Origin of the sequence: uncultured Methylibium sp. (genome assembly GCF_902826655.1) — a bacterium.
In the GTDB taxonomy this organism is placed as follows: Bacteria; Pseudomonadota; Gammaproteobacteria; order Burkholderiales; family Burkholderiaceae_C; genus Methylibium.
In genome coordinates this window covers 72,256-92,120 of the sequence record NZ_CADEFR010000006.1, presented here as the reverse complement: position 1 = coordinate 92,120, position 19,865 = coordinate 72,256, and the positions used below count along the sequence as shown (strand labels likewise).

The following is a 19,865-nucleotide window of genomic DNA, read 5'->3' as shown; positions in this document are numbered from 1 at the left end:
TGCGGCGGCACGTCCGGGAACAGCAACGCAGCTTTCCCTCAGCCATTGGACTAACGTTACAGGTCGTTGCCACCGCGCATCCGGCCAGCGCGCTCACTCCCCCACCGCCGTCTTCGTGGCGCCGCCGTGGTGGGTCACCCGTGGCCGGCAGCGGATCTTCACGGCGCTCTTGGTGAACGCCTCGTCGGTCGCTTTGCTCGACCAGATGAAGGCCTCGCCGGGGCGCAGGTTCGACATCTTCTCCGGCGTGAGCGAGCCGAGCGCCGCGTTTGCCTTCTGGATGTGCTTGAGCCACGCAGGCGAGTTGAACTTGTGCAGGATCACTTGGCTCGAGAGCTCGATGAGCGAGATGGGCACCGAGGGCGGATCCTGGCTGGCGACCATGATGCTCGTGCCCTTGTGGCGCATCTCGCGCACAACCTCAATGAGGCCGGCCACGAGGTCAGGGCTCTCGATGTATTTGTGCGCCTCGTCGAAAACAACCAGCTTGTTGAACGAGCGCTCAGCGCCCTCTGCGTCGCGGCACTTCGCGTCCGCGACAATTTGGAGGAGCACGACAAAGAGACCGAGGGCTTCGTCCTTCTCGATGAACTCGTCTCGGAGGTCGACGATGATGAGGCGGCCCGGGCGGATCTCCTCTTTCAGGCGAACGGAGTCGTCGATGTACTCGGCCGCAAGCTCGAGGCGCATCTTCGCCATGCTCTTGAGGTGGTCGGGCAGCGACGATGCCTCGATACCTTCGTTCAGCCCTTTGAGCGTGAGGTCGTCACGCAGCGACTTCATCACGCGATTGAGTTGGCGGATGTACGTGGCTCGGTTACCGACCGCGCCCATGAGAAAGCGCCAATGGCTCGTCTGCAGCTCACCCGCGCCGAACTTCAGCGGGCGCACTTCGATGTCCGGGTACTCCTGCTTTCGTTCGTCGAGTTTGTCGGCGGGCGCGAGCAGCAACACGTCACAGAGCGCCCGCGGCTCGGCGCCGAACATCTCCTTAAGTGCCTTCACCTGTGCGGCCTCGCTGTTCGCCGCGACCATCGACGTGAACTCGGGGCGGTAGTCCATCGTCGGGCTGTAGTGGAAGATGACCGTCGCGAGCGGGTTCGGGAGGACGTTGATGTGCGGAATGTGCAGCGAGGCCATCTCCGCGATCGTGCCGAGGGTGTAGCTCTTGCCGCCGCCCTGGACGCCGAAAAGGCTGATGGTGTGCGTTTGGTTCAGGTCGATCGAGATCCGCCGACCTGAGACATCGCCGAGAAGGCCGTACTGGGGTGAGTCACCCGTGACGCCGAGCATTATGTCGTAGGGGACGGCGTGCGCATTCTTCGCAGCGGCGCTCGGTGGGGGCGGCGGCTCCGCTGATGGACATTCGGGAGGCAGCGCAGCGGGTGCGACGTCAGCCACCGTGGCGGCCTTCGGCGGCCGCGCCGCGGGCAGCGCCACCGTCGCGCGCGGGCGCTCCGCCGGCGGCACGGCGGGCATGGGCACCACCTCCTGCGGGGCGACTGGCATGTCCTGCGAAGGCGGCGGGACGCTGGGCAGGCGGCCGCGCAGCTCCTCCCACGAGACCGATCGATCGCGCGGCGAGCCAAGGAACGCGGCCGAGTCAAGCGTTGGCACTGAAGGAGCGCGCTCGCGCCGACGGTTAAGCTCGATGACACCGCCTGGGCGCGGCTCTCCGCCACCTTGGCCACCGCTACCCGAAGAGCTTGCGCCAATGCTCGCCGACGACTCAGTGCTGGGCGCGGCGGCGTCGACGAGCTGACGAATCAGGTCGACCCCGATGCGGTGGTACTCGATGCCGCTCTCGCTCTCTGGCGGCTCCGTGCCGGGCTTGGCGAAGTCGAAGATGAGCGCGCTGCGCGTGAACGAGAGGTGGTATCCGTCGTCGAGCGTGTGAGCGAAGTAGCGCGCCTCGTCGGCGGCCTCCCGGGTGATTGCTCCATAGCGCTCCGCGCGCTCCAAATAGAACTCGAGGAGCAGCGCAAGCTCGCGCGTCTTGAACGTTCGATCGGGACGGTCCTGGGGCGTGCGCTGCGGGTCGAAGTGGTGCGCGAGCACCTGTTCGCTCTGGCCGATCTGCTCAGCAATGCTCGACTTGAGCGCGTTGTACGCGGCAAGGTCGCCGACGCCCGAGTAGCACTTCACCTCAACGAGTCGGCACGTGACGATGCGCCGGTTGATGTCGAGGTCGAAGAGACCGAGGTCGGTGCGCTTGAAGCTCACCTCGTCGCCCAGCTCGTCTGCCCCCTGCTTCAGCACACGGTACAAATCGAGGTGAGCGTCGAGCGGGACGACGATCTGGTTCTCGAAGACACCCTGATGTTCCAGATAAAGCCGCGAGAGCGCGAGGCCGAGGGCTTCCGCTCGCTGCGTCGGCGATGAGATGAGTTTCAACGCGAGCCGCCCGGATAGTGACCGGAGTTGGTCGAGCAGCACCACCGCGTGGCGCCCTTCAGCCTGGAGACCGTACTGCTCGAGAACTGGGCGTAGAAGTGCTTCAAGCTCGGCCACCGAGCGCGAGGTGATGACGAGACGGTGTCCCAGCATGCTCGCCATGTCAGGCGAGTGGTCGATGAGGTAGTCGGGCCGCGTCGCGTGCCCACCGTGATCGAAGAACTCGATGCCGAGGTTTCGATCGAGCGTGAACACCCAGTCGCTCACCTCATGTACCTGGTGGAGGAGCGCGCGGTCATCGGGCCCGAGCACAAGACTCACCACGGGACGAAGATCCATGCCGCTCTGGCCCGTAGCGATAGTCGCCGTCGCGCTCGACATCGCAGCAGCAAGGCTGCCGAGCAGATCGGAAAGCTCCTCGGCATCCTCGATGGGTCGGGCCATGCCGTGACGTGGGAGCCGGCGCCACGCAACAGTCAGCTCGTCCTCGTGGTACTCCGTCGAGAACTCCTGCACGAGGCCGTGAACGAAGGCCGTCGCGTGGCGAGGGTCGGCCCTGCGCGCCGCCACTTCCTCGGCCGGGAACACGTCGAAGAGCAGCGACAGGTGTGCCGCGTGCGTCTCGGGGCTCGTGCGGAATTCTCTGGTCGCGCGCACCGCGAAGCGCAGCTTAGGATGCAGGTGCGTCTCGGCCGGGACCGAGAAAGCGTCGGCTTCACGCGCTGCCGTGCCGCCGTCGGGCGTGAGCAGCGCGGCGATTTCCTCTCCTACACCAGGCGCGTCGGGATCGGGCACGAACAGCCGAAGGTCATAGCGGAGATCGGCGAACGCCGACTCCTTCTGAAGTTCGAGGAGCATGTCGCCGAGGACGCCCGCGCGGCCCGGGTTGAACGCGTTGATGGTCAGCGTGCGAACGTAGGGATGCTGTACGAGGTAGCGCCGCACGCGCGAGGCGAGGTACGCGCCGTCGATGAGCGCGCCGCCGATGGCGGGCTCGGGTAGGCCAAGCGCGCTGCACACTTCGCCAACGAGGCCGCGAGGATCCTCCTCATTCGAGGGTGCGAAGAGCGTCCAGAACGGGTTGATGCTGTCGACGGCGGTAAGCACGTGACCCGCCTCTGTCGGGAGGACCGGCGGGAAGCTCGTCGGCGACAGGAGCTTCAGCAGTGCCTCGCGCGTCGGGACCACATACTCATGCGGGGCGCTCTTCGCCGCTGCCACCCAGCGTGCTCCGAGCTTCGCCCACGTGGCGAACCATAGCGCCCGAAGCGGGTGCGTGGGTGCCACCAGGACGGCGTCGCGGCGCCGGCCACGGTGGTCGACAATGGCGAGAAGCACGGAGTCGAGCGCGAGGACCTTGCGCAGGTCGGCGAAGGCCCGCTGCGAGTCGCTCTTGGCCGTCGCCTCGGCGCGGCGTGAGAGGTGGGCGAGCAACTCGAGGTACGCCTCGGAGTAGTCGCTCGCGAGCTCGGCATGCGCAGCGGCGTCGGTACCCTGCGTCACCAGCTCGGACGTGCCGCACCGCACCGCTTCGAAGTAGCGCCTGCGCGCTTCGAGGAAGCTGTCGACAGCAGGCCCCTGCGGCCAGCCGTTGACCTCGCCGGTACTCGACCCGGGCACGCCGTGGGTCAATGGTATGCGCCAACTGATCGGCCCCTCGGGCGCGGCTAGGATCTTTTGCTCGATGCTCTTGAGCGCGCGTGAGACCGGCACATGCACCGAGCCCTCGCGTCCGAGCTTCACCTCGATCATGTCGGTGCCGGTGACGTGGCCCTTGGTCTTGTCGGCCCACGCAGCGTGTCCCAAGACGACGCTGGTCGGGTCGCGGTTGTCTAGAATGGCGGAGAACTGCGCGCGGAAAAGGGCATGCAGAGCGCTCGGCTCACGCGGGACCGCGCGCTGTGCTGGCTCCACTTCGACCTGCGTGTCGGGTAGGACGTAGAAGAGGTCACTCTCGTTCGGGCGCGGAAGAGTCTCTTCGGCTTCGGCACTCCACGCGATGGGATGGCCGTTGACATCCACCAGCGGGATCAGGTCACCGCTCTCCGTTTGGGCGAGCATGCGGACGAAGTGCCACCCTTCCTCCCAGTCGATCTTGCCCAGCGCGGAGAACGAGATGGTCGCCTTGTCGGTGGCGGTCCTCCACGCGGCCTTGCTGCGTACGAGACCGATGGGGCCGTGTTCCTTTGAGATGACCTGCGCCGCGAACTTGGCGAGCCCCTGCACCTTGCTCGGATGCGGCTCCGTACGGAACGTGACGTTGAACTTCTTGAGGCTGCTGATCGGAAGGATGCGCTGCGCGATGAGCTGCACGAGCGGATCCTTTGTCTCGTCCTCGGCGACGGACGGAAGGTCCGTCTGCACCTCGCCGATGAAGATGGCGTCGGGCTGAACGCCGCCATCCTCGAACTCCCACTTGTTGAAGGCAAGCTGCCAATGCGACTTGTCGACGACGATGCGCCGAGCCCACTGGCGCGGGTCATCTGCGCCTGCTTCGGCGAGGAAGTCGCCGAGCAGGTTCTTGAACGCGCGCTTGGCGAGCCCCAGATCGCCGACGCGACCGCGCTCCGAGCGCGGGGACCACGTCAGCTTCTCGACGCACTCGCGGTTGCGCATCAGGCGCGCCGGCGCCTTTTCCGGCGGCGCGAGCCACTCGAAGTCCGGAACGAGGCCGATCTCATAGAGCGAGGCGCCGATGGCTTCGGCGTCGTTGCCGTTCACCTTGGCCGTGAGAAGGAAGCGCACTGTCGAAAGCGAGTCCGCAAAGGTCCAGGGAGTCTCGGCTTCACGCAGGCGACGAATCGACACCTGGACGGAGCCGCGCAACGCCGGCGGGATTTCGTCGACGAGCCGCTTGATGAGCGCTTCGTAGAGGCCCGTCACAGAGACCTCTTCGAAGGTCGCCACGCCGAAGGAATCCTCGGCCGAGGCGCGTACCTCGCTGGGCACGAATACGAGGAGTGGCTGGCGCAGCGAGCCATCGGCGTACGGGTTGCGCAGCTCGACGAGCTTTGTGCTCGACACCGCGAGGTCGGCCGGGATAGCCAGCTTGCCATCCGTGAGCACGACGACCATTGTGTTGGGCAGTTCGGCGCGGAGGCGCGCGCAGAGCCGAACCATCAGTTCGGCGTCGAGGTCGCTGACGCGCATGCAATGCCCGGCGACGCGGTTGCGGAGCTGCTCCACGAGTAGCGGAACCGCGACGTTCTCCAACTCGATTGTGAGCTGCCCTGAGGACAGCTCCCGGAACCCAGCGCTCACGGCTGTCCTCCTTGCGCCGTGCCGCTTTCGGCGATGCGGTACCTTGGGGTGATGGTCTGCGTGACATAGGCGTCGGAGAGGTCGCGGTAGAAGCCGACCTCGCGGAGCCGTCCGGTGAATGCGCGGAGGTTGTCGCGAAGCGCGCGTCGGTCCTCGATGCTCGTCGTGGGGAAGCCATCGCTTCGCGGCAACTGGTCGATGTAGATGCCGTAGCGCTCACGCAGGAATACCAGCAGCTCGTCGACGCGCAGCTCGCCCGTGTGGAACCCCTCCGCGCCGCCAGGCTTCAAGACGGCGATCTGCAGCAGCACCTCGAGGAGCCGGCTGTCGAGCACGAAGCGCCGCGGCGCGTTCCTGGTCCGCCCCTGCGCGAGCGCGGCACCTGAGCGGTTCTTGAGCAAGAGCGAGTCGAGGCACTCGACGATGTACCGGCGGTGGAACCGACCGCGCAGTGCGACGATCATCTCGATGTAGGCGTCGAACTCGGAGAGCCTCATCTCCGTGACCGCCTTCAGCTCGGGATCGAGCTCAGCGTCCTTCGCGCCAGAGGTCTCCTCGACGAGGCTAGAGATGCGCTGACCGAAGAACTTCTCGCGCTCGGCCTTCAGCGGCGCGTCGAGGAGCTGCAGCACCTCGCCCACCGAAAAGTCTCCACTTGCCGGCTTTGACAACTTGCCGCGCCGAACCAGGTCGGTGGCGAATTCGTCGAGCTTCTTCGTCGCAAAGTAGGCTCGCACAAAGGTCGGGATGCGGCGGTAGTGGGTGTCCGCGCTGCGCTCGGCGAGTGCCGCCATCGGCGTCCCCGGCTGGCCCGCTAAGTCGACAAGAAGACCCACGCGGTAGGGGCAGTCTCCGAACGGGTTCGCCGGGCTCTTCGCGTTCATCGGGCATGCGCCCGTCGCGCATGTGGGATCTGAGTCCTTCTTGCGCACGAGCGCCGGCAGGAGCTTCAGGAGCCGGAGGTGATAGAGCCCGAGATGGAAGGCGATGAGGACTTTCAGATAGTCCACCATTACCGAGCGCGGGATGAAGTGCTGGTAGAACAGCAGGCGCTGGATGTCCTCGGCGAGGAGGTCTGCTGCGCCCACGCAAAGGGGAGGGAAACTCTCGCGCCCAGACTTCGTGTCGGGCGCGTCCTCGACCTGGTCGAGTAGCCGCAGGAGAGCCTGTGTCTCGACGTCGAGTACCGCGCCCGTGTCGGCCTTGCCTGTGACCTTGTCGTGGCCCTGAAAGAAGAAGTGGTTGAGGTGTTCGATCGCCTTCTGGCCCGCGCCGTTCCGCGCGCCGTAGAGCATTTCGTAGAGGTGCTGTGCGGCTCCGTAGTCACGCGAATGCTTCGGATTGCGGAAGCGGTACGTGAAGCCGTGTAGCGGCCGAGGGGCGGCAACCGCTTGGTTCGGTTTTCCCCGGTTCACGACGTCGAGCAGGTGCGTCTCGACCCAGCGCTCGAGTACCTCGCGGTGGTCCTTGAAGCCCGTGAACCACTCCGGGTGCTCGAGGAACTCCTCAACGAAGCTCTCGACCGACAGTTCCACCTTGCGCCGCAGACGGCTCGGAAAGCCGTTGTGCGCGAGCCGCGCGAAGAATGCGGTCAGCACCCGGTCCATCTCGAGTTGCTTGAAGTCGAGGTAGCTGATCTTTGGCAGCCGGAACTCGCGGTCTCGTCGGCTAAGCGCCATACATCGCCTCCGGCTCGCGAACGTAGCTCATCTCTAGGCGGCTGTCGGCCTGGCGCTTGACCAAGTAGAAGTCACGACCTGCAGTCGTCAGCAAGACCTCCTGATAGGGGGCTGAACCCAGTTGGTTCTTGAAAACCACGAGACTCAAGTAGTACCCGCGTTCCTCCTCTACGCTGGGCCGATAGCCCTCGTTGAGGCGCTGCAGCATTTCGTATACGTCGAGCGAGACGAGAAGCTCGGCATGGAGGTTCTTGTCCCGGTACCGCAGGACGAGGCCCGTGGGCATGTGCTCGACGAAGCGTGAGCGCGAGGCCTGGTCTGCCAGCGCGAGCGAGAAGCGCTCGCGCGGGTACAGCCGGTACGAGCGCACGCTGCCGCCGTCGACACGGCGGACCTCGAGCGCGAGATTGTTGCCGATGCGTTCGGGCCGTGTGAGCCCTTCGCCACGGTTGATGGCGACGAGCAGCGGCTCAAGCAAACGATCAGGCTTGCGATCACCACGCACGACGGCAAGCAAGTCGTCCGCCGTCTTGTAGGGCAACATCGAGCGCCAGGCAGTGTCGCGACGCTCGAAGAACGACCGTCGGCGCGCCATCGCAATGAAGCGGCGGTGCGCCTCTGCGCGATGCGCGCTGACCTTGCCCGACACGTCTCGCGGCAACTCGTCGTAGAGGCTGCGGAGGATCTCGCGGTCGTAGGTCCCGCGCTGATCGAAGCGGAAGAGCGTGCGATCCTCGATGGGTGAGACGAAGTCGAGGGCGCGATCGAGGCGCGGATCGTCGGCGTCCGCAACGTCTACCTCGGAGAGCAGCGTCAGGAGGCGGTCTGCGTTCGGCGCGTCGCCGCCTCGCCAGCTGTTGAAGTAGAAGCCCTGAACGATTTCGTTGCGCTGGCCGGCGCGGTATAAGTCGTGGATCCCGGCGCAGTCGCGCGTCCCCACGAGCGTGTAAGCCAACGCCGAGCGCAAATCGCGCAGCGTGATGTGCAGGCGCCCGCGCAGGTGCGTGATGGCGTATAAGCTCTTGAGCCGCTCGACAACGTGCTTGCCCGCCGTCGCATCCTGGATGGTCTTCGCGTTATGGAACGCGTAGCACTTGTCCTTCAGGTCGCAGCCGTGGCACGGCTCCCAGAACTTCTCCTGCGTCATGCGGCTGACGAGCCGCTCGAGGATCGAGTTGTCGAAGCCTTGGGCATCGACCACCACGCTTCGGAGGTTGAGGTTCACGACCGCCACACCTCTTGCTGGCTCACCCGTGCGGAGGCCCTCCTTCACGAGCGCCGCGAGCGCTTCGAAATCGGCGCGGTTCGCTTCAAGGAAATCCACGAGGCGGCCCTCGTTGATGGCGATGAGGCGCGTCTCGTTCGACTCGGCCCAGCCCGACGCGTCCTTGCCCTTAAACGGGGCGAGATAGGCGCGAAGCACGTCGTCGTTCTTCTGGTCGCCCTCGTCCTGACTACCATCGTAGTTGGAAAGGAACGTGCGGCCGCGCAGCTTGAAGCGCGCGCCGTTCAGCAAGGGTGTGACGAGGGCCTGCTCGTCCTTGGCGGCGCGCTCGAGCTTCTGGAGAAACGCCGTCTTCCCGTCACCCGCATTGCCCGAGATGATGACAAGCGCGAACTCGCCCGCGAGTACCGATGGGAGCAACTCGCGATCGAGCGCGGTTTGGACGTAGGTCTGCTCGCTGATGACATCGAGGCCTCGGGTGCCCGCGTTGCTCCACTTGCTCTGGCTGTACACCGTGAGCAGATGGCGCACGTATGGGTTCGTGTTTGGCGGAATCGGAGTCCCCGCGCCGCCCCCGGTCCTGATTCGCTTCCCACCGCCGCCGTCCTCCGGCATGCCCCACGCGAGCGGCACGAGAGTCGTGGGCTGTGCGGCTCGCCGCGCAGTCGGCACGTTCGTCAGGGCGCCTTGCAGCTCTACAGCGGACGCGAAGCGATCGGCGCGCTTGGGCGCGATGGCCTTCAGCATGATGTCCGCAAGCTCCGGCGCAATGTTGGTCAGGTTCGACTGCTCGCGCGGGTCGGCGGCAGCTTTGCCAGGCGGCGGCATCTGCGCGCCGTCCCACGGGTAGCGCCCAGTCACCGCCTCGTAAAGCGTGATGCCCAGCGCATAGAGGTCCCGGTCCGCGAGATCGCTTGTCGACGGCACCGACTCGAGGTCGAGGTCAGGAGGCAGGTAGCGACGTGAGCCGCCACCCCGGTCGCCGTTTGCGCCGAAAACGGCGACGTTGAAGTCGATGATCTTCGCGCCGCGATCGGTCCACAGCAGGTTGCGGGGCTTGATGTCGCAGTGGAACACGCCCGCCTCGTGGAGGTGGACGAGGCCCGACACCACCTGGCGTGCAAGCTCAAGCGCGTCCTCGGGAGCGAACAGGTTGCCGTCGATCATTTCGCCGACGTCGAGCCCGTCGATGTACTCGAAGACGATGAAGGGGGGACCATTGCCGGGGATGAAGTCGGCATCGATCACCTTCACAACGTTCGGATGATCCGGGATGCGAAGTAGCGTCTTGTATTCCTTCTTGAGCCGGTCGACGGTCGAGACCCGGTCACGCAGCACGAGCTTCATCGCGCGCGAGACATCGCCGAGCGTGTCGATGACCTTGTAGGCGACGCCGAAAGAGCCGGGCTTGCCGAGGCGTTTCTCGACGACGTACTTCTGCGTGAGCTGGGTCTGCGCCGGCAGGTTCGAGTAGTCGAGCTGAGGCTGCCCAGCCTCGACGGCGGGCGCGCATGCAGGCGCAGACGTCTCCGCAACCGGGCTCGCACTCGGGTCGAAGATGATCTTCAGCTCGGCGAGCGCCCAGACAGCCGTCGCGCGCTTCTCGGGGTCGAACCCGCAGAGTTTCTGGAGCCAGACGTCGAAGCCCTTGGGCAGCTCGGGTCGCGCGGCGCTCGGCTTCACCGCGAACACCGCCTTCTGTTCGAACAGCTCGGTCGGCGTCTTGAACGGCCGCTCGCCGGTGAACAGCTCGTAGAGCACGAGCCCCACGCTGAAGATGTCGGAGGCCGGCGTTGCCGCGGCGGGTTCGCCGTGGATCTCGGGCGCCATGTACTTGGGCTCGAGGTCGTCGACGATCTCCTGCGCGATGGTGCGGCTGTGATCCATTCCCGGGCGCGCGAAGTCGAAGCCTGTGAGGCGTACGCGCCCGTCGGTGCCCACGAGGATGTTCGACGGCGAGATGTTTCGGTGAACGACCTTGTGCGTCTGCAGGTGCCCGAGCGCTGTGAGCAGGTCGGCGGCGATGGTGGTTTTCTGGTCCAGGGTGAGCGCCAGCGTCGGCTTCTCGATATGCAGGCGAAGAGCCTGTCCCGGCACGTCCTCGGTGACGAGGAAGTACTTGTCCTCGCCTTCGCTCGTGAAGAACTCGCGGACGCCTATGATGCCGGGATGGCCGGGCATTGAAATGAGCGCGCGGTACGCGGCCGAGATGAGGGCCTTCTGCTTCGCACGCTCCTCCAGCGGCTTGTAGGGGTCAGCCTGGTATGCGCGCACCAGCGCGGTCGCGCGCTGCCCGATGATCGAGTTGAAAGCGCGGTACTCGATGTAGCTGTCCGTGCCACCGAGCTTCTCGAGCGCCTGCCAGTTGCCAAAGCGCTGCGGGCCTGAGCGCGCCTTCGCCACGCCCTGGAGCGCCTTGATGATGATCTTGTGATGCGCGCTTATGTTCTTCGACTTGCCCGCAGGGATGCGCGTGCTGTTCTGGAAGAACGCTGCCGCCTTCTTTAGCGTGGTGACGTTTGGCGCATCGCGCCCGCCCTGGTCGACGAGCGTGGCGTCCGACGCGGTCAGCACGACGGCGGCGTCGACGTAGATGTCCTCAAGATCGCGGCGGCCGGGCTGGCTGTTCGTGATGACGCCTTTCACTGCCTTTGCATGCCCACGCAGCTTGGCGAGCGGCGAGCTGAAGGGTTGGCGACCCTCCGGGTACCACTTGGGCCCATAGACATCGATGAGCCCACGCGTGCCCTTCACGTCGACGAGATAGACCGCGTGCGGCGCGACGACAGCAACGTCGACCTCGAACGTCTCGCCGTTACGGATGATCTCGAAGTTGTGCAGGACGAGATAGCTCGCCGGCAGGTGATCCCGCAGGTGCGCGATGGCCTGGCGTTCGGCCTCGTTCACCGGCTCGCCGATGGGGATCACGGTGGCCATCAGTTTGACTCTCCATTCTCGATGGCGTCTTCGACGATGCGCACAGCCTTGCGCTCCACGTTGATCGCCTCGTCACGCCGGCGCTGAGCGTCGATCACGAGCTTACCAATTCGCATACGGATGCCGCGCTCCGGCCACGGAATCGAAAGAGCACGAACACGCCCAGCGTCAATGTGCGGAATGCTCGAACCGGCTGCCTCCCGTGAGATCAAGCGCATGCCGTACGTGCTCGCGAGTACGGCATAGAGGTAGCCAGTGTCGCCAGCGTCGTTCGCAATCACGCGCACCATATTGTTCGAGCATGCGTAGCCATCGAGGCTGTCCCCGACCAACACTGACCGCCCAATCAAGCCTCCGAGTTGTCCCGCCTCTTGGATGACAATCATCCCTTTGCGAAGCACGAGTCCAACGTCTTCGGCGACACGCTTTAGCAGGTATTGGTCAGTTATCGGTACCAATCGAAAAACGTCAACGCCAGTGATGTACGGAACGCCGTAGCTCGGGTCGGTTGCATACTGCCGCTTAAAGATTCCGGGAATGAACACCTCGGCAATCTTGCCGAGCGTCACAGTCACCTTCGCTGAGTCAAATGCTCGGCGAGCGTCGGTATTCAGCGGCGCGTAGTAGTACGCGTCCGCACGCCTCACGAACTCTGCTGACGTGCTTTGAGAGATCTGCGGGGCAGGGTACCCGTTCTGGGCAATCGGCTGAGGAAGCGAGAGCAACTCGACAAACAGGGAGTCCGCCTTCCAGAACACGTCCGAAGCCTCATCTCGAAGCCGTGCCGCCTCGTCGATCAGGCTGTGGACCTCGGTCTCTATGCGTTTTCCGAGGCGCGGGACTGGAATGTCGGCAACGTGCTGCCGCTCCAGGTGCTGGACTATCGTGCCGTAGGTACCGCCGCTGACGAGGGCAGCGCCTACCTCAGAGCGAAGAAACGCGTAGAGGTAGCCAGGAGGAATCTTCTCTGGGTCCGGCTGAATCTTGAGCAGGTCTCCGGCCGACGCCATCCCTTCCATGCTACCGCGCGCATATGCCATGCGTCCCACGGAACCGGAACACGAGATGAGAGTCATCCCCGGCTTAATCTTCAAGGGCTGGTAGCTCCTCGACTCAGCGTCGCGTTTGGACAACAGCGGAAGGTCCGACAGGTCCGCTTGCAGCATTGACGATGCACCGAGGAACGGCACGCCGTACTTGCGGTCGCCTACGTAGGTTCGCTTGGGTGAAAAGAGGTGAGTAAAGATTCCGCCTCGAAAGCCGGTGGTGACAGTCTCCAGTCTTGAATGGGGCAACTCGAGGACGCGTTTGCGTAGGCGTATGGCGCCGCCAACGTAAGGACGCGGATCAAGTCGCAGTCCCTCGTCCAGAATCCACGTGTTTGGAACCTCTGTGATCTTCATGTTCCCTCCGCGGGGAACCACGCGCGGAGCGCGTCGCGAACGCGATGGAACGCAGGGTCCACACAGCCCGCAGTCGAAACCGCCATCGCTATCTGGCTGTAGACCACCATCGGCACGCCGGCGCGGTTGGTGCGAATCAGTGTCTGGATGACGTCCTTAGGAGCTAGCGGCTTCGGCGCGCCCTCGGGCCACCGGCCATCTGTCGCGAGGAGTCGACGCAACGAGCCGCCCTGGTGGCGAAGCGCGCGCTCGACGTTGACGTTGTCTTGCCACAGCAGCACCTCGAGTTCGGGCTCGATAACTGCGGCGGCCGCACGGCCCGCCCAGCCGTTGGTGTTGAGACGTTGCTCGATTTCGACGCGAACCTCCTCAGCCGGCCGTTCGCCGCCGAACTGCTGATCGAGGACGACGAGCGCGCGCCGATGCGTGTTGAGGTACGAGCGCAGAATCTCGTGGCAGCGCAGGTGCACCCCGCCGTCTTTCTCGAGCGGGTTGTTGAAGAGATCGAGGCGCGGGTTGAATTCAAACGGCGCGCACATTAGCGCATGATGGAATTGCCGCTCGAAGAATGCGGTAAAGACAGCGCGCATCGTGCCGTCGGCTACGAGGATGACGAGCTCGCGGCTCATCCCAACACCCCCGTGGCGAACAGCGTCGGCAGGCTAACCTCGCCCTTCCAGTCGACAAGGCGTGGGTGCTGGGTGCCGGCAACGACCTGGGCCGCGCCGCTCTCGCTGATCCGCGCCGCGAGGATCTGCTCGAGATTCATGCTCGCCAGCACGACGGGCGAGTGCGACGAGACGATGACCTGGCTATCGTAGATCGACGAGAGGCTCTGGAGAACGATCTCCGTCGCCTGCGGGTGGATGCCGTTCTCAGGCTCCTCGGTGACGAGAAATCGCGGCGGCTTGGCGATGTACGCGAGCAACGTCATCACCAGGATGCGCAGCGTGCCGTCCGATAGCCCCGACGATGGTACGTCGTAGCGATCGCCGTAGCGAACGCGGAAGTAGGCATGATGGTCGTCCTCGCGCTCGTGAACGCTTATATCCGAGACCTGCGGCAGTGCGAGGCGAACATGGGTTTTCCACAGAGCGAATCGCTCGGGATCGGTCCTCTGCAACTCGAGCGCGAGCCACGGCGCGTTCTTTGCTGAGCCAAGCACCTTCGTCTTCGGTAGTCCCGGAGGGCTCGCCATGCGCAGCGAGTTCCAGTCGGGATCGAAGAACACCGCATCCTCGACGAGCAGGTCGAAGAACCACCGCGCGGCAGGGAAGTCGCTCTGATTCTCGAACTGCACGCGCGCCAGAGCGAGCTGGCTCGGCGCCAGCTTCACCGATGAACGGGCGCCCTTGCGTTGTTTCTCTCCGATGTACTCGGCGTCATCGCCGTACTCACGCGACAGAATGAGTCGCCAAGGCGGAGGAAGCGACGGCGGCTGAGGCTTTACCAACCCGTGCTTTCCCCTGGGCTGACGCACAGGTCGGGTCTGCTGCGCCTCTGCATGCAGGCGGGGGGCAGTCAAATCGGCACCCGCTCTCGCGGGCGCGTGGCCCTCAGGGAAGGCGAAGAGATACTCGTTCTGAACCTGTAGCTCGGTCTTGTTGAAGACCTGCAGCCTCAGTTCATACCGAAGATGCGTACGCGCGGCGCTCTCGACCATATCGCCGCCGAGGTCTCGCGTCACGTGTTCGGGAAGCTTCGCCTCAACTCCGAGGATGAAGTTCTCGCCCTGCCCTTGGAAGAGCAACTCGCTCAAGCTCGCTGCACGCGGGGCGCGGCCATCGCGAACGCTCATGAAGGCCTCGTCGATGGTTCGAACCCTTAGCAGATCACCAAGCAGCACAGGGATGTCGAGCAACGTCGTCTTGCCCGAGCCATTCGCGCCGACGAGCACGCGGAAGTCTCCAAGCTCGACGTCGAGCTTCTCGAAGCAGCGATAGCGGGTGGCTTCGATGCGTGTAATCACGTCCCTGGTTCCTTGTTCTTCGTGCGGAACGCCCGGTATGCATCTGCAATCGGCCCCTCGATGACGCGGCCGTTCTCAAGAGTGATCGGCAGGTCGCTATCCACGACCTTCTTCTTGCGACGCAGGCGCCGCTCGACGAAGTGACCGTTGGTTCTAATGCGCTCAATCTCCTCGACATCCTCGAGAATCTCCTCGCCATCGGGGCTGCGTTTATAGAGCGTGTTGCCGCGCCGATCGAAGCCGACCTTCTCTGCGACCGCCATGAACACTGGGTAGCCCTTAGCGTTGCCGAGGTCGCCCGCCTTCAGCTCCTGCTCCGTCTTCTTCTTCAAGAAGAGCAGGCTTGTGAGGATGTTGACGTTGGCCTCAACGATGAAGACCTCGACGGGAAGGTCGATGCTCGCGAGCACCCACGTGCGCCGCAAGATCCACCAACGGATGTACTCGTCGCCAAGATTGCCGAGAATGCCGTTGGGCAAGACGATGCCCATGCGCCCGCCCGGCTTGAGCCAGTCGACGCAGCGCTCGATGAAGAGCACCTCGGGCGCAACGCTGCCCTGAAGGCGCCCCGTGTTGCGAAAGCCGCCGTCTTCAGTGCGCTCCCAGATGTGCGCGAGATCGAAGTTCCGCAGGATGTTTGGGTCAGTGATCGGGATTTCCGAGCCAAAAGGCGGGTTCGTCATCACCACGTCCATCGTGCCGAGCTTGGCTGCCCTCTCGGCCTCAGCGAGCCCCGGCAGGTGTCCTTTGGGGAACTCAAGTGAGTTGATGTTGAACAGACGCGCCTCGGCGTTGCTCGCCATCACGGCATTCATCTGCGCAGCACGTACGAGGAACGGATCGAAGTCGGCCCCGAAGAGGTTCGTCTTTACGAACTCGGCCAGGCGCTCTTGGATGGAGAGGAATTCCTGCGTCGACTCGGCGCCCGGCTCGATGCCCTTCTCCTCCTGGAACTTGTGCGCGAGGTGCGCGAGTGTCGCGGTGAGGAAGCCGCCCGTGCCGCACGCCGGGTCGAGCACGCGCTCGCCAGGCTTGGGGTCTAGCATCGAGACCACGAGCTTGATGGGGCCGCGGGGCGTGAAGTACTGGCCGCGATCACCACGCAGGTTTGTACCGACGATCTCCTGGTACGCGGCTCCCTTGGCGTCGACGTCGGTGCGGCCGAAGTCGTACTTCGCAAGCTCCGAGACCATGAAGGCGAGCGCGCGGTCCGAGAGCGTGATCTCCTCGTTGCCTCGGAAGACTGTCGAGTACTTCTTCTTCACCTCGTCGAAGAGCGGGAGGATGCGCTTCTTGATGGCTTTCTGGCCTTCGGCATCGAACTGCTCATCGATGAGCTGGCCATTCTTCTCGAAGCGCCCAGCCCAGAAGCGGCGCGCGTCATTCGGCTGCCGCTCGTCATGCATTTTGGCGAAGATGAGGTAGAGGAACTGCCAGAAGGCGGCGTCCTTCGGCATGCCCTCATTGCCGTGGATGAAGTTGTGGCAGCGCCGGAACGCGGTGCGCAGCATCTCCGGGTCGGCGCGACGGAGTTTGGCGTGCGAGGCGACGTCGCGCGTGCCGATCGATTCGTCGGCCAGTGGCCAGTCGCCGATGGGAATGAACTTGACGTCGAACTTGGTGCGCTTAACCTGAAAGAAGAAGAACTCGAAGCCGTTGGTCCACAGGCCGTACTTGCATTTCTCGCACGCAGCCATCGCCTCTTTTAGGAGGTCGAGATCCTTCGCGGCCTGGTCGTGGTCGCGCATCTTGTACGCGCCCCTGTCGCCGAGCTTCAGCTCTTTTTGGCAGACCACAAGGCGGCGCACGTTTTCGGGTGTGTGCTTGGCACCCGGCTCGAAGATGGCGATGTCAATCTTCTTGTTCGATGAACGACCGGACTCCTCGACCTTCACCTTGAAGTCGGGCACCATGTCGTCGACGTTGATGCCGTACTCGTGGAACAGCGCGCGCGCAATGCGCTGGCGGACGCGCTCCTTGTCACTCTCGGCGACCGGCTTGTCAGTGATGTAGTCGAGGATCTTGCCGTCCTCGATGGCGCTTGTCTCGTCGATGGACGTGTCGCTGCCTTCGGCGGCGCCTGTCAACGTAGCCTTCGCAGTTGCTGTTTTCGCGGGCCTAGCCATTCTTGTGATCCTTCACACCAAGCTCGTCGGAAGATGAGGCGGCGCCGCCATCTCGGACCCAAGCGTCGACGTCCTCTCGCTTGAACTTCCAGAAGCGGCCGACCTTGTGCCCGGGCATGCTTTTAGCGGTGACCCAGGTGTAGACGGTGTCCTTGCTCACCCCGAGGTACTCGGCGATTTCGTCAACGGAGAGCCACCTATCGTCCATGCCCGTCCCAATGCCACGCCGGCTGACTGCGGTCCTGACAGGATAGCATAGGAATGGGTCGGCTCAAGTTGGGTTTGCTACGATTACGTTGGGTTGATATGGGTTTAGGCTGCCAAGAGCCGGGCTGGCCACATCTGGACTGGCCCTTCTGGCCCTGGCCCTTCTGGCTCGGCTTGTGGGACGCCGAGCGCCGCCCGCGCCGGCCGCGGCAGAAGCCAGGTACGGAACTCAGTCATTGGCCCGGTGCCATCGACGGCCTCGAGCCCAGGACCTGCTCGTGAAGGTTAGCGGCAAGCATGAGCCGGTCGAAGTGCTGCGCGACGCTGGCTCGTGAGCCCGAGCTTCCGCGCAGGGTGGACTGCAAGCGCTCGGCTTGATGCAGAAGTTGGACTCGATCGCCCGGGGTGCGATGCAGGGCGGCTGGCGAGGCCCAAAAGGGTAAACCAAGCGGTAAACCGGTTTGTGGCTGGCGTCGGATCTCGCGCGGCCGGGCTCGATGCCAACCCTGGTGCTGGTCGCCGTCCTCAATCTGTGCTTAGATACGGCTCAACTCCTGATGAAAGACGATGACGACGGCGACCTCCCTCCTGGAGCAGGAGACCCAGACTCTCACCGGGCATGAGTGCCCGCCGTGGGCTGCTGGCGTCCGTCGAAGCATCAGCGCCGCGGAAGGAGCTGGGGCCCTGGACGCCATGGACGAGCGCATCACCGAGTACGTCGACCCGCAGACGCAACTGATCGTCATGCGCGCCCCTGGTGTGCATGTGGTGGCCATCGAGCAGCCGTTCAGTGAGCAACGTTATCTGGAAGCGACCAGGTTGTTGCGGCAACTCAGGACGCACCCTCTTGAGGTTGCCGCTCTGGCGTTGCCGCCAGGCATCGCGCCGCCGCCCGACCTCGTAGTGAAGCTGGCAGACGAAGGTCTTGCCGTCGTTCGAGACGAGGGCGAGAGTGCCCATGCTCGCGCGAGCAACTACCTGCAGCGGTTCATGGTGCTGCGCGCCGAAGGGCAGGCCCATCTGCGTCAGTCGATGGGCATGGACGAGCCCCGGCCGCGTCGAGCGAGAGCTCAAGCGCGCCGATGACGGCGTGAGGCGGCGCACTAAACTGCGCCGCCATGGCGAGACCCGATCAGGCTCTTTCGTTTCACCACGTCGGCGGCTTCCGCTACGAGCTGAGCGGCTTGCGCACGGGTAGCGTGCGCGACCAGATCCTGCGTGCACAACTGTTGGTCGAGCGGCTGCTCGCGCGCAACGACCTCAGCACCGATCCGTTGCTGGTGATCGGTGGCGGTGCCGCCGGCGTCACCGCCGCGTTGACCGCGAGCCGCCTCGGCCGCGACGTCACGCTGCTCGAAGAGCAGCTCAGCCCATTTCAGACGCAGGCGCGGGTGACGACGCGCTGGCTCGATCCGACCGAGTTCGACTGGCCACAGCCACATTGGAGGACCGCGGACATGGCTTGGGCCGGCTCGGTCTACCGGCTGCCGTATCGCGCGAACTGGGCGGATCAGCTGGCGACGCAGTGGACGACCATGTGGTACTCGGTCGTCGGGCCCGCGCCCGTTGCGCTGCCGCCCGGTTCGGGCTCGATCGAAGAGTTCACGGGCGTCGATGCCCGCATGCTGACGATCGCCGACACCAGCACGGGGGTTCGCCTCGCCCCGTGGCCCGCGTACGGCCCGGCCGGCCGCCCGTACTGCGCCGCGATTTCGTGCGTCGGTTTCTCGGGCGAACACACGAGCGTGCGGTCGACGGGAGGCGTCTCGCTCGAGGGGCCCGCGTTCTGGTCAACCGATGCGCTGGGCGTCCCCCACCTCGGCATCAAGCCGCCGTCGGGCCGGCCAATTCGAGTGCTCGTGTCCGGCGGCGGCGACGGCGCGCAGCAGGACTTCCTGCGCGTGCTGACAGGCAACTTCGGCAAGCGGCTGTTTGACGCGCTGGGGTTGGACAAGCTGAAGCTTGACTTGGCCGACGTGCTGCTTGCGGAAGACTCGGCGCGCCGAGCGCATGCATGGAGTGCACCCGGCTCGCCGCCCGTGCGTGCCTACGGCGACTGGCACGCGGCCTACGAGCGCTTGGCCGACACGGTGTGGGCCATTTGGACATCCAAGCCTGCCTCGATCCCTGCACTGAGGCCGCTGCTGAATCCCAACGTCGAGGTGACTTGGGTCGTGGCGGACGCCTCACCTGGCTACAGCTACGGGCTGAACCGGTTGCTCGTGATGCTGGCCGCGCGCCTGCACGCGACCTTCTCGGGGCGACCGTTGCCGAAGGCGCCGAGCAGAGGCTACAAGCCCACCGGCAACGAGGTGTACCTCGCAGGGTTCGTCCTGGACAACGTGGTGCCGGCCGGTGCCGCGCACGTGTGTGGCCCGGCGTGCTACGGCATCGAGCATGAGGTGAATGTGGCGGCGCGCCTGCCCTTCGTCGCGCCGGGCGTCCACTCGCTGGGCAAGTTCGATGTCATCGTCGTGCGCCACGGGGTCAACCAGAAGCCGTTGTTCAGCGCAGCGCCGGTGTCCGAGCAGCTCTCGCCGTTCGATTTGCCCGGTTGAGCGGACGGAGCCGGCCGGCGAACCGCCGCGCGTATTCGGCGCCCGCGTCGCGGCGCAGCTGCCGGGGTCAACTCAATCGTCGCGTCTACGGCAGGTGCTCATTGGA

General features: G+C 64.9%; 10 protein-coding genes. 2 read left to right on the top strand and 8 right to left on the bottom strand.

The annotated features are described in order from the left end of the window. Positions 1 to 93: 93 nt before the first annotated feature. The 8 genes from QZV97_RS04790 to QZV97_RS04755 are packed head-to-tail and all read right to left on the bottom strand — an operon-like array spanning position 94 to position 17,202. Entirely contained in the window at positions 94 to 5,655 is a 5,562-nt protein-coding gene (locus tag QZV97_RS04790; protein ID WP_295639277.1) for a hypothetical protein, read from the bottom strand. After that, on the bottom strand, positions 5,652 to 7,334 hold the full coding sequence (locus QZV97_RS04785; RefSeq protein WP_295639274.1) for a hypothetical protein: 1,683 nt from the start codon (positions 7,332 to 7,334) through the stop codon (positions 5,652 to 5,654). Before QZV97_RS04785 ends, QZV97_RS04790 begins: the two co-directional genes overlap by 4 nt. Further along, positions 7,324 to 11,496 carry a protein kinase gene (locus tag QZV97_RS04780; RefSeq protein WP_295639271.1) on the bottom strand — a complete coding sequence of 1,391 codons (4,173 nt, stop codon included), beginning with the start codon at positions 11,494 to 11,496 and terminating at the stop codon, positions 7,324 to 7,326. Before QZV97_RS04780 ends, QZV97_RS04785 begins: the two co-directional genes overlap by 11 nt. Further along, positions 11,496 to 12,899, bottom strand: coding sequence for a hypothetical protein (locus tag QZV97_RS04775; RefSeq protein ID WP_295639268.1), 1,404 nt, complete (start codon positions 12,897 to 12,899; stop codon positions 11,496 to 11,498). Before QZV97_RS04775 ends, QZV97_RS04780 begins: the two co-directional genes overlap by 1 nt. Further along, on the bottom strand, positions 12,896 to 13,528 hold the full coding sequence (locus tag QZV97_RS04770; RefSeq protein WP_295639264.1) for a hypothetical protein: 633 nt from the start codon (positions 13,526 to 13,528) through the stop codon (positions 12,896 to 12,898). Before QZV97_RS04770 ends, QZV97_RS04775 begins: the two co-directional genes overlap by 4 nt. Then, positions 13,525 to 14,868, bottom strand: coding sequence for an AAA family ATPase (locus tag QZV97_RS04765; RefSeq protein ID WP_295639261.1), 1,344 nt, complete (start codon positions 14,866 to 14,868; stop codon positions 13,525 to 13,527). The genes QZV97_RS04770 and QZV97_RS04765 overlap by 4 nt, the downstream gene beginning before the upstream one ends. Continuing rightward, the gene (locus QZV97_RS04760) at positions 14,865 to 16,955 is read right to left on the bottom strand and encodes an N-6 DNA methylase (protein WP_295639258.1); all 2,091 of its coding nucleotides are present in this window, start codon (positions 16,953 to 16,955) and stop codon (positions 14,865 to 14,867) included. The genes QZV97_RS04765 and QZV97_RS04760 overlap by 4 nt, the downstream gene beginning before the upstream one ends. 31 nt (positions 16,956 to 16,986) lie before the next feature. Further along, positions 16,987 to 17,202 (bottom strand): helix-turn-helix domain-containing protein, encoded by a 216-nt coding sequence (locus QZV97_RS04755; protein ID WP_295639254.1) that lies wholly within the window; start codon positions 17,200 to 17,202, stop codon positions 16,987 to 16,989. Positions 17,203 to 17,894: 692 nt separating this feature from the next. Between QZV97_RS04755 and QZV97_RS04750 the strand changes: the two genes are divergently transcribed. After that, the gene (locus QZV97_RS04750; RefSeq protein ID WP_295639252.1) at positions 17,895 to 18,287 is read left to right on the top strand and encodes a hypothetical protein; all 393 of its coding nucleotides are present in this window, start codon (positions 17,895 to 17,897) and stop codon (positions 18,285 to 18,287) included. 32 nt (positions 18,288 to 18,319) lie between these two features. Continuing rightward, positions 18,320 to 19,759: an FAD-dependent oxidoreductase gene (locus QZV97_RS04745; RefSeq protein WP_295639248.1), complete on the top strand. Its 1,440-nt coding sequence runs from the start codon at positions 18,320 to 18,322 to the stop codon at positions 19,757 to 19,759. Positions 19,760 to 19,865 lie beyond the last annotated feature (106 nt).